This window comes from Citrobacter sp. Cf118 (genome assembly GCF_030334095.1).
Classification (GTDB): domain Bacteria; phylum Pseudomonadota; class Gammaproteobacteria; order Enterobacterales; family Enterobacteriaceae; genus Citrobacter; species Citrobacter freundii.
On record NZ_JAOWES010000074.1, the window covers coordinates 1 to 10,870 of the forward strand.

Annotated in this window: 10 protein-coding genes and 3 pseudogenes; 6 read left to right on the forward strand and 7 right to left on the reverse strand. The window is 49.5% G+C overall.

Annotated features, from left to right (window positions below; translation table 11 throughout):
- Positions 1 to 126: 126 nt before the first annotated feature.
- The 4 genes and pseudogenes from OGX67_RS08445 to OGX67_RS08460 form a co-directional block, all read left to right on the forward strand.
- Positions 127 to 1,572, forward strand: coding sequence for a hypothetical protein (locus tag OGX67_RS08445; protein WP_071993060.1), 1,446 nt, complete (start codon positions 127 to 129; stop codon positions 1,570 to 1,572).
- 3 nt (positions 1,573 to 1,575) lie between these two features.
- Entirely contained in the window at positions 1,576 to 2,004 is a 429-nt protein-coding gene (locus OGX67_RS08450; protein WP_017384060.1) for a hypothetical protein, read from the forward strand.
- A gap of 90 nt (positions 2,005 to 2,094) precedes the next feature.
- Positions 2,095 to 3,194: pseudogene (locus OGX67_RS08455) on the forward strand (IS3 family transposase).
- Positions 3,195 to 3,258: 64 nt separating this feature from the next.
- A pseudogene (locus OGX67_RS08460) lies at positions 3,259 to 3,411 on the forward strand (recombinase family protein); the annotation flags it as partial.
- A gap of 27 nt (positions 3,412 to 3,438) precedes the next feature.
- Here the strand turns inward: OGX67_RS08460 and fghA are convergent.
- From fghA to OGX67_RS08485, 5 genes are all read right to left on the reverse strand, one after another.
- A complete protein-coding gene (fghA, locus tag OGX67_RS08465) occupies positions 3,439 to 4,275 on the reverse strand; it encodes an S-formylglutathione hydrolase (RefSeq protein WP_012561110.1) in 837 nt (278 codons plus the stop codon).
- A 64-nt stretch (positions 4,276 to 4,339) separates the two neighbouring features.
- A complete protein-coding gene (locus tag OGX67_RS08470; RefSeq protein ID WP_012561111.1) occupies positions 4,340 to 4,738 on the reverse strand; it encodes a VOC family protein in 399 nt (132 codons plus the stop codon).
- Positions 4,739 to 4,781: 43 nt separating this feature from the next.
- Positions 4,782 to 5,891 carry an S-(hydroxymethyl)glutathione dehydrogenase gene (frmA, locus tag OGX67_RS08475; RefSeq protein ID WP_017384070.1) on the reverse strand — a complete coding sequence of 370 codons (1,110 nt, stop codon included), beginning with the start codon at positions 5,889 to 5,891 and terminating at the stop codon, positions 4,782 to 4,784.
- Positions 5,892 to 5,925: 34 nt separating this feature from the next.
- The gene (gene frmR, locus OGX67_RS08480; protein WP_017384071.1) at positions 5,926 to 6,201 is read right to left on the reverse strand and encodes a formaldehyde-responsive transcriptional repressor FrmR; all 276 of its coding nucleotides are present in this window, start codon (positions 6,199 to 6,201) and stop codon (positions 5,926 to 5,928) included.
- A 113-nt stretch (positions 6,202 to 6,314) separates the two neighbouring features.
- Positions 6,315 to 7,012, reverse strand: a protein-coding gene (locus OGX67_RS08485; RefSeq protein WP_223195083.1) for an IS1 family transposase whose coding sequence is annotated in 2 segments (ribosomal slippage) — positions 6,315 to 6,763 and positions 6,763 to 7,012 — 699 coding nt in all. Because the reading frame shifts where the segments join, the coding sequence is not laid out codon by codon here.
- A 400-nt stretch (positions 7,013 to 7,412) separates the two neighbouring features.
- On the opposite strand from OGX67_RS08485, the gene acuI reads away from it, so the two are divergent.
- A complete protein-coding gene (gene acuI / locus OGX67_RS08490) occupies positions 7,413 to 8,396 on the forward strand; it encodes an acrylyl-CoA reductase (NADPH) (RefSeq protein ID WP_023280857.1) in 984 nt (327 codons plus the stop codon).
- Positions 8,397 to 8,458: 62 nt separating this feature from the next.
- Here acuI and acuR read toward each other — a convergent pair whose 3' ends face one another.
- The gene (gene acuR / locus OGX67_RS08495; RefSeq protein ID WP_023280966.1) at positions 8,459 to 9,115 is read right to left on the reverse strand and encodes an acrylate utilization transcriptional regulator AcuR; all 657 of its coding nucleotides are present in this window, start codon (positions 9,113 to 9,115) and stop codon (positions 8,459 to 8,461) included.
- A gap of 423 nt (positions 9,116 to 9,538) precedes the next feature.
- Positions 9,539 to 9,835, reverse strand: coding sequence for a helix-turn-helix transcriptional regulator (locus OGX67_RS08500; RefSeq protein ID WP_017384073.1), 297 nt, complete (start codon positions 9,833 to 9,835; stop codon positions 9,539 to 9,541).
- A gap of 784 nt (positions 9,836 to 10,619) precedes the next feature.
- Between OGX67_RS08500 and OGX67_RS08505 the strand changes: the two are divergent.
- Positions 10,620 to 10,793 (forward strand): annotated as a pseudogene (locus tag OGX67_RS08505) (metal-sensing transcriptional repressor); the annotation flags it as partial.
- Between the last annotated feature and the right edge of the window lie 77 nt (positions 10,794 to 10,870).

Here is a 10,870-nt window from a genome sequence, read left to right on the forward strand (position 1 = left end):
AAAAATCGGCTCAAACATGAAGAAATGAAATGACTGAGTCAGCCGAGAAGAATTTCCCCGCTTATTCGCACCTTCCTTAGCTTCGACAGTTACAACAGTGTGGATGATTCAAACCAGACATATTGTATGCCTTTCAGTCTTATGATGTCTGTCTGGGAAGGGCTGATTACTGAACTGGATGCTGAAATCAGTGATTTCGATTTTGACGGGTTTTCCCGGCTGTGCGCTATCATAAACGGTTTTTATGATTCGCCTTACTATACGTCGATGCTGGAAGCCCGTAAAAGAGGGACAGCAAAAAGCATACCGGATTACCGGGCCGCGTATTACTACAATATTGTTGCCGGGGAAATTCGGGCGCTTTTCGCGACACTTGGCCCCGGGATGCAGGGCTGGTTCTCGGTACATAAAAATAAGCGCTGGAGATCTGATTTTATTGGCGTTGATCACATAAAGCTGAACACCTGGCATTTTGAGCTGACGTTAAAAGTCATGAATGTGATACAGGCCATGTCGGGGATGAGACACAGCGAAGTGCTTGGCGTGATGCACGGTTCACTGATTTATGATGGTGATATCCTGGGACTTCGTTCGGTGTTGCATAAGTTCGCCCCGGAAGGTGGAAGTCACGAAGACTGGGTTGTTTGTCGCTATGTGGAAAAGCCTTTTCAGCATTTACGCAGAATTAATCAAATCATGACAGGCCTGGACGGGAAGACGCTGGACAATGTTCCATTGTCTTTAAATATCAGGTCGTGGTTCTCGGAGCAAAAACTCTCTTTTATGGGGACGCAGCGCCAGACTGAGTGGGCAAAGAAATTTGTGAAAAGACACCATCTGTTCATCCGACGTGACCATATTGATGAGTTCAGGCTTTTAAATCCAAACATACGTGATGATGAACGCGTTGCGATGGAGATTCGGGAGGGGGCTTTCTGGCCATTGCGAACCCATCAGTTTCGCCGTTCACTTGCTGTACACCTCAGGCGTCTTGATCTGATTTCTACTAATGATCTTATCCGGCAGTTTAAGCACTTAATCAGAGGCATGACGGAGTGGTATATGTCCGGTGCACTCAACGCTTCGCATTTTAGCCGGGCGATCCCTCAGGCATTCGCTGCCGAGATTGAAAGGGTTGATACCGAACTCTCAGCTTCCAGGGCTGTTTCTTATCAGCATGAAGGCCTGCTTTATGGCGAAGGCGGGAAGTTACTGATGTCCCAGAGAGGTGGGCACTTACATCAGATGACGTTTCCTACACTGAAAAAAGCGATGAGCATGGCTAAACGAGGCGGGCAAAAACTGGTATCTCTTGGAAACGGTTTTTATTGCATGAATGGCCATGACTGCGAGTTTAAGGCGGTTGTTCAGTCAGCGTCCTGCAATCCGGGATGTGAGAACATGCTGGCCGGAGCTGATTCTGTTCCCGTGTGGAAACGCAGGATGGCTCATTATGACAACCTTCTGGAGATTGCCGTGCGAAATAATGCTCCTCAGGCTGACAGGGATTTTCTGATGCTTGAGAGAGATTTTTATGCAGATGCTGTCCGCTTTTTTGAAAAGGATGAATAGAGCATGACGAACGAACAGTCGGGGGTTAAAAAAACACAGGCAAGAGCAGAGCAGGCCCTGAGGGAACTGATGTTATCAGGGGAGCGTATCAGCCAGTATGCTGTGGAAAAACGAGCGGGGCTGGCAAACGGCACCCTGAATTATAACTGTCCTGAGTACAGGCAGGTCAGGGAGGCTATCCGCAGTCTGAAAAAAACGTGCCAGGGCACCGCGCCGGTTGATGAGCAGGGCATTGAGCAGCAGATCAAGCTGAAAGAAAAGTATCGCCGTCAGAGAAATGAGCTGAGGGAAGAAATCAAAAAGATGATGGCTGAAAATGTAGAGCTGTTACATAACCTTATACTTTTACAGCAGTATGTCAGGGAGCTTGAACGCAACACCGGGAGGGAGAAAGGGGACGTCATTCCGTTCTCGGGTGGTGTCAGGGACTGAGGCTATACTGAACGGAAGGACGCGAGGTGAATCGCCACAGGTTTAACAGACACCTCAGAGTCATTTAAGATGACTTAAAGAGAGGTGCCCATGAGCGGTAAGCGTTATCCTGAAGAGTTTAAAATTGAAGCAGTCAAACAGGTTGTTGATCGTGGTTATTCTGTTTCCAGCGTTGCAACACGTCTCGATATCACCACCCACAGCCTTTACGCCTGGATAAAGAAGTACGGTCCGGATTCCTCCACTCATAAAGAACAGTCAGATGCTCAGGCCGAGATCCGCCGTCTCCAGAAAGAGCTGAAGCGGGTTACTGACGAACGGGACATATTAAAAAAAGCCGCGGCGTACTTCGCAAAACTGTCCGACTGAGGTACGCCTTTATCCGTGACAACGCCCGTTGCTGGCCTGCTCGCCTGCTCTGTCGGGTGCTGGATGTTCATCCCAGTGGCTTTTACGCATGGCTTCAGCAGCCGCATTCACAACGCCATCGGGCAGACCTGAGACTGACAGGACAGATTAAACAGTTCTGGCTGGAATCGGGATGCGTCTATGGTTATCGCAAGATCCATCTGGATCTGCGGGACAGCGGGCAACAGTGCGGAGTCAACAGAGTCTGGCGACTGATGAAACGTGTCGGGATAAAGGCTCAGGTCGGATACCGGAGCCCGCGGGCACGTAAAGGCGAGGCCAGTATTGTGTCGCCCAACAGGCTCCAGCGACAGTTCAATCCGGATGCTCCGGATGAGCGTTGGGTAACCGACATAACCTATATCAGGACCCACGAAGGCTGGCTGTATCTTGCTGTGGTTGTTGATCTGTTCTCACGCAAAATTATCGGCTGGCCCATGCAATCCCGGATGACAAAGGACATTGTCCTGAACGCACTGCTGATGGCTGTATAGCGGCGTAATCCCCAAAAACAGGTGCTGGTTCATTCGGATCAGTGCAGTCAGTACACAAGCCATGAGTGGCAGTCGTTCCTGAAATCACACGGACTGGAGGGCAGCATGAGCCGTCGCGGTAACTGCCACGATAATGCGGTTGCAGAAAGCTGTTTCCAGTTGTTGAAACGCGAACGGATAAAGAAAAAGATCTACGGAACGCGGGAGGAAGCCCGCAGCGATATTTTTGATTACATCGAAATGTTTTATAACAGTAAGCGTCGGCATGGTTCTAGCGATCAGATGTGACCGACAGAATATGAAAACCAGTATTATCAACGGCTCGGAAGTGTCTAGATTATCCGTGGCTATTCACCGGGGCAAACAGGCCGATCAGGAACGACATAAGAAAGTTCTGTATTACCGACAGGTCAAGAAACTGAGCATAAGAGAAACTGCTGAAGCCACCAGTTACAGTACATCTCAGGTCTGCAGGGTTCAGGCCCTGTTCAGGCCTGAAAATTAAGCACATTTTCTGAGGCTGGAAATCAACTCATGCTGACAGCCTGAGCCTGTTGGCATGGTAAGCAATGTGCTCACCAATAAAGCTGGAAATGAAATAATAGCTGTGGTCGTATCCAGTATGATATCGGAACGACGCATTGAGGTTCATCTCATTGCATACTCTCTCAAGGATTTTGGTGCGCAGTTGCTCTTCATAAAAGGCGTCACTCAGCCCCTGATCAATGAAGATTTCTGGTAATTTTTCACCCTGTAAAATGAGGCTGACTGGATCGTAGGCTTCCCACGTTTTTCTGTTTTCACCCAGGTAAGCGCTAAATGCCTGTTGCCCCCATGGCACCTGAGAAGGCGATACTATCGGGGAAAATGCTGATACGCTCACATATTCACCAGGATTTCGCAGAGCCAGCACCAGAGCACCCAGCCCTCCCATAGAATGACCGGATATAGATTTTCTTGCCGTTGCAGGAAAATGATTCATGACGACATCCGGAAGCTCTCTGAGAATATAGTCATACATCCTGTAATGAACATTCCACGGCTGTTCCGTCGCGTTCAGATAAAAACCGGCCCCCTGGCCAAGATCGTAACTGTCGGCATCCGGGACATTATTACCCCGGGGACTGGTATCCGGGACAACAACGATGACGTTATGCCGGGCTGCATAATGCTGCATACCTGATTTGGTGATGAAATTCTGCTCAGTACAGGTCAGGCCCGACAACCAGTATAGTACCGGCAGTTTTTCTGTTACTGCTTTGGGAGGAAGATACACACCGAAATTCATTTCACAATTAAGGGATTGTGAATAATGCCGGTACACGTTTTGCCAGCCGCCAGAGCTGGCATGCTGCTCAATGAGTTCCATCAGCCGTTATCTCATGGTTATTTCCCCTGACCGAAGCCAGGGGAAGTATCTTTAAATCCGGACGTCAGATAAACGTATACGCCGTGATTTTGTTACCCGCCGGATCCCGCAGGTAGGCAGCATAGGCCCCGGGAAGGTGACCACGCGGGCCAGGTTGACCTTCATCAGCTCCACCGGCGGCAAGGCCGGCAGCATGGAAAGCATCAACCTCTTCCGGGGTGGCAGCAGCGAAGCCGACAGTCACCCCGTTAGCGGAAGGTGCTTCACCGTTGCCCGGACGGGCAATGATAAATGCCGGCTTTTCGCGGCCATAGAGTACCCAGCCGTTGCCAAACGGGCCGAGGTTATTGATACCAAGCGTGCCCAGGACGACATCGTAAAATGCGGAGGATTTCTCGACATCGGCTGCGCCAATGAACACATGAGAAAAGATGCCGTCACCAGAAATTACCGGAGTTGTCATTTTCCACTTCCTTCAGTTTGAGTTGATTAAAATTCTGATGGGATCAGTAATGAATCACTGTCCGGATAGATTTGCCTTCATGCATAAGCTCGAAGGCGTCATTGATTTCATCCAGTGTCATCGTATGGGTTACAAATGGCTCAAGGTCAATATCCCCCTTCATGGCATCCTCGACCATACCGGGGAGCTGAGTGCGGCCTTTTACTCCGCCAAACGCGGAACCTTTCCATACGCGCCCGGTGACCAGCTGGAAAGGACGGGTGGAAATCTCCTGTCCGGCCCCTGCGACACCAATGACAACGGACTGCCCCCACCCACGGTGAGCACTTTCCAGCGCTGCACGCATGACGTTAACGTTACCGATACATTCAAAGGTATGGTCAATACCCCACTTGTTGATATCCAGCAGAACATCTTTAATCGGTTTGTCATAATCATTCGGGTTAATGCAGTCAGTGGCCCCGAACTGACGGGCCAGGTCAAATTTTGTCGGATTAGTATCGATAGCGATAATACGTCCCGCTTTTGCCTGACGGGCCCCCTGTACCGCAGCCAGACCAATTGCCCCCAGACCAAAAATGGCAACTGAATCGCCCGGCTGCACTTTAGCCGTGTTATGGACGGCGCCAATACCGGTAGTCACGCCACAACCCAACAGGCAGACGTGTTCATGGTTCGCCTCCGGGTTAATTTTTGCCAGAGAAACCTCGGCCACAACGGTGTATTCACTGAATGTGGAACATCCCATGTAGTGGTAAAGAGGCTGACCGTTGTATGAAAAGCGAGTGGTCCCGTCAGGCATCAGTCCTTTGCCCTGAGTCTCGCGAACCGATACACAGAGGTTCGTTTTACCGGACTGGCAGAATTCACACTCCCCGCATTCAGCGGTGTAGAGCGGAATAACATGGTCACCCGGCTTCACACTGGTGACGCCTTCACCAACTTCAACGACGATACCGGCTCCCTCGTGGCCGAGAACCACCGGGAAAACGCCCTCAGGGTCATTCCCTGAGAGGGTAAAGGCATCGGTATGGCAGACACCTGTGTGGGTGTTTTTAATCAGCACCTCGCCTTTTTTAGGCGGAGCAACATCAATTTCAACAATCTCCAGGGGCTTCCCTGGTGCAAATGCAACAGCGGCACGTGATTTCATACGTAATATATCCTCAATGTAATAATGGCCTCACCTATTTAAGATAGGCACGAACCAGCTCAATCGTATCGTCAACTGATTTACTGACTTCATGACTGTAGCTGTCATTCTGGTCAAAGGTTTCCCGTATGTGGCTCTCCAGCACCTCTGCCATCAGTCCGTTAGCGGCGCCCCGGACGGCGGCGATTTGCTGGAGAACGGAACGGCATTCAGCGCCACTTTCAAGTGCTCTTTCCAGAGCATCAATCTGACCCCGGATACGGCGAACCCGGGTTAGGACCTTTTTTTTCTCTTCAGGAGTACTGGGCATTGCTTACCTCACTGCTCTGTATTTCTTATACTATAGGGGAGTATTACATTAAGATCAACACATACCCCACTATAGTATAATAAATATATCAGAGCACCGGTAATGACTCCAACTTACTGATAGTGTTTTATGTTCAGATAATGCCCGATGACTTTGTCATGCAGCTCCACCGATTTTGAGAACGACAGTGACTTCCTGCCCAGCCTTGCCAGATGCTGCCTCAGATTCAGGTTATGCCGCTCAATGCGCTGCGTATATCGCTTGCTGATAACGTGCAGTTCTCCCTTCAGGCGTGATTCATAAAGCGGCCAGCCATCCGTCATCCATACCACGACCTCAAAGGCCGACAGCAGGCCCAGAAGACGCTCCAGCGTGACCAACGTGCGTTCACCGAATACGTGCGCCACAACCGTCCTCCGTATCCTGTCATACGCGTAAAACAACCAGCGCTGGCGTGATTTAGCGCCGACGTAACCCCACTGTTCGTCCATTTCCGCGCAAACAATGACGTCACTGCCCGGTTGTATGCGTGAGTTTACCGACTGCGGCCTGAGTTTTTTAAGTGTCGTAAAATCGTGTTGAGGCCAACGCCCATAATGCGTGCACTGGCGCGACATCCGACGCCATTCATGGCCATATCAATAATTTTCTGGTGTGTACCGGGCTGAGAGACGGTGTAAGTGAACTGTAGCTGCCATGTTTTACGGCAGTGAGAGCAGAGATAGCGCTGATGTCCGGCAGTACTTTTACCGTTACGCACCACGCCTTCAGTAGCTGAACAGGAGGGACAGCTGATAGAAACAGAAGCCACTGGAGCACCTCAAAAACACCATCATACACTAAATCAGTAAGTTGGCACCATTACCCGAATTACCAGCGTCTGCTCTTGGCACGGAGCGGACCTATTTACTGAGCCGAAGGTCCGCTCAGACTAACTCATTAAAGCCTGGTTGTTTTATCGCATCATCAGCCGTGTTCTGAAGCATTAGCTATGTATCTTCAGGGATGCTGATTTTCCCTCTGCACCAGATAAACCAGAATACAGTTTGATGTCGGTCAAAAAAGACAGCTTTAAGTGCATGAAATGAATAATGTTTCTTGAATGCTGGCAAAGCACTGGGATAGTAGTGTTGATTATTAGACGATCGGTCAATATTATTTATTGACGACTTAATGACTGAACGGTAAACGCCCGGACAAACGAGGTGAACGTGTTTAAATCTTTATTAATCAACAAAACAGATGGACGCTATAGTGCGCAACTTGCTGAAATCGCTGAAAGTGAACTACCGCAGGGGGATGTGGAGGTCAATGTTGACTATTCATCCATCAACTACAAAGACGCACTGGCCATTACGGGCCGGGGCCCAATCGTCCGACGCTTTCCCATGGTGCCCGGCATTGATTTTACCGGTACAGTGTCCGCCAGTTCACATCCCGAATATCAGGCCGGAGATAAGGTTCTCCTGACCGGCTGGGGTGTTGGGGAAAAACACTGGGGCGGACTATCCGAAAAAGCACGGGTAAATGGAGACTGGCTGACGCCGCTCCCGGCTGGCGCTAACGGCAAACACGTAATGGCAATCGGAACAGCTGGGTTTACCGCGATGCTGTGCGTAGACGCACTTCTGAATCATGGTATTAAGCCTGAAGATGGTCCGGTACTTGTTACCGGTGCCAGCGGCGGCGTCGGGAGCATTGCGGCCATGATCCTTGCATCAATGGGGTACCGCGTTACGGCGTCTACTGGACGCCCGGAAGAGGCTGCCTGGCTCTATAAAACGGTCGGTGTGGACGAGATTATTAACCGTTCCGAGCTCTCCTGTCCCGGAAAACCGTTACAGAAAGAACGCTGGGCTGCCGCCATTGATACAGTCGGTAGCCATACGCTCTGCAATGTATGCGCCGGGGTGCGTTATGGCAGTATTGTTGCAGCCTGCGGCATGGCACAGGGGATGGAACTAATGGGGAATGTGGCTCCGTTTATCCTGCGTGGCGTCACGCTGAAAGGGATTGACAGTGTCATGTTCGCGAAGGAAAAAAGAGCGGCGATCTGGCAGCAGGCGGTACAGTATTTACCGGAGTCCAGACTGGATAGCCTGACCACCGTTTATCCGCTGAGTGATGCCATCAATGTGGCCGAAAAACTTCTGAGTGGCGGAATTCGTGGCCGGGCAGTAATTCAGTGTAGCTAATGAAGTGGAAGCCAGGCTCAGCCTGGGTTTGATAATTATTATCAGGGGCTGCGGCCCCTTTTTTACTTTTCAACAGCCGTGTCCTTAGAGGGCTGATAGCGTACTGACTTTTTGAAATAGCTCCAGAAGTCGTACACAGGCTGGGTTGAGCAATAAAGTTTGGCACGCATTACGGCACCCTCCCAACTGCTCCAGAAAATGGCCGCCAGTTGCGTATTATTCATATCGGAACGGATTTCGCCCGAAGATAACGCGTCGGACAGACAGCACGCCACAAGCGCCTGCCAGCGCTCAAGTATTTCGTGGAGCTGTTTGATAAAGGACAGTGGAAGACCCGGACTCTCCTGCATCATATTGCCAACCAGACAGCCCCGGGTGAAATTGTACTTTTTAATGCCGTCGCAGGCATCGTCGATGAAATTTTCCAGACGCATCATTGGTGTGAAGGATGATTCATACAGATGTTTTTGGAGTTTATGCACAAAGAAACTGTCATAGGCGCTCAGAACAGTCTGGGCATACTCTTCTTTGCTCTTGAAATAGTAATAAAATGAGCCTTTAGGAACACTGGCATTTTTGACAATGGCATCGACTCCCGTTGAAAGAAAACCATTCTGCGTGAGCAGTTCAAGCCCGCTTCGGATCAGGTCATTACGGGTATCTGTATAGGTACTCTCTGTTTTTCGTGGCCTGCCTCGCCCACGAATTTCGCCAGTCATGACTTTGCTCCTGCATTTTATTAACGGAAAAGAATAAGTGATTTTGCGCGGAGGCTTCAATCAGTTTATCCCCGGCGGTGACGAGGTGGCCACCTATGCCGACTGGACAGGGGACTGACTATTGCCATAACGCCATCGCAGGTTGCTTCAGTAAACCTGCTAATCCCGTACAATGGCGAATTCGCTATATCCGCTTCTCGCACTTAGCTGCCATAAATCGGCCAGGCAATCACAGGTCATTTCTGTCTCGCAAAGAAGGTGCCGTTTCTGCTTTGCGTTGACACCCCTAAATATTAGAATTAAAAGGAGAGAGTTACTGGAAAAAGGCAGCGGAGGCAGTGACAATCGTGGCTTGAAGCCACTACTCGATGGATGCGGACATGTAGTTGGCGTCATTCGACAAAACTAGCAAACTTCTAATAGTCACCATTTCTCCCGTCTGGCGGGAGTGCTGTCAAATGCCCCCCTCATCTCTGTGTGGGAAATGAAGGGTGAAGGGGAAATAGATGACAGCGTTATTTCTACGCCCAGAATACTGAATACCTTGTACAGACGATCAATACTGGCGCTAGCAGGGTTTGCTTCCAGGCGGGCATAGGTTTGCTGCGTTACGCCAAGCCTCTCAGACACATCTTTTTGCGTGAAGCCCTTGATTTTGCGAAACCCGATTAGCACAGGTCTGAGCTGGTTCAGCGTTTTTATCGGGAACTGATTATTCATAAGTGACCTGCCTCGCAGACTGAGTAGGGAGTACCGCCCTGTAATACAGCAGGTAAGGTGTATTTTGTGTTATACAGACTATAGGCTGTAAAACCTTTATTGAAAAGATGCTGATGTTCCAGGGGCATGCCGAGCATGGACGATTTTCTGCGGGGCGGTATTTCGCTACGGGGGAGATTGCGTTCGGGCAATGTACCGGTGTAAAAAACGTCAATTTTTCAAAACCGCTGTTATCGGGATAAGCTGAAAACTCCGAAGGCAGACACAGCCACGAATAATGTCAGACTTAAACTCTGTAGCTGTCTTCTTTTGCCTGTAAATAACGTCTAGTTTGACTCTGATGAAGGCTGTACCAGGCAGAGAACATGTCACTCTCGGGGCCGGATGATAAAATGTGTTCAACTGGCTGGGCAGGGTAATAGCGAAGAACGTTCTCTGAAATTCGATTCAGCTCAGCGTAACGTGCGCTGTAGGTATGTATAAGGGGGCAGTTTGGATATCGAAAATTATTGTACGTTAGGCTCATTTTTTGACTATCAATGATGAGCCAATATCTGCCGAAATTTAACAGAACCGCCTATGCCCCAAATCCCGTATCGGTAGATATCATTTTTGTAGTAACTTTCCTTCCGACAGCACCACAGCCAAAATAATATAAATATATGATTTATACCGTAAATATGAATAATTGCGTTTATCCTTCTTTATACTATAGTGGAGTATACATTGACGCTGGTTGTATACTCCACTATAGTATATAAAATCAAAAATGGTGAGGTAAATAATGCCCAGTACTCCTGAAGAGAAAAAAAAGGTCCTTACCCGTGTTCGCCGCATTCGGGGTCAGATTGATGCTCTGGAAAGAGCGCTGGAAAATGATGCTGAATGCCGTTCCATTCTTCAGCAGATAGCTGCCGTTCGCGGAGCAGCTAACGGTCTTATGGCAGAGGTGCTCGAGAGGGCACTGTTGCAAAGTTAGCGATGAGGCAGCCTTTTGTCTTATTCAAAGGCCTTACATTTCAAAAACTCTGCTTA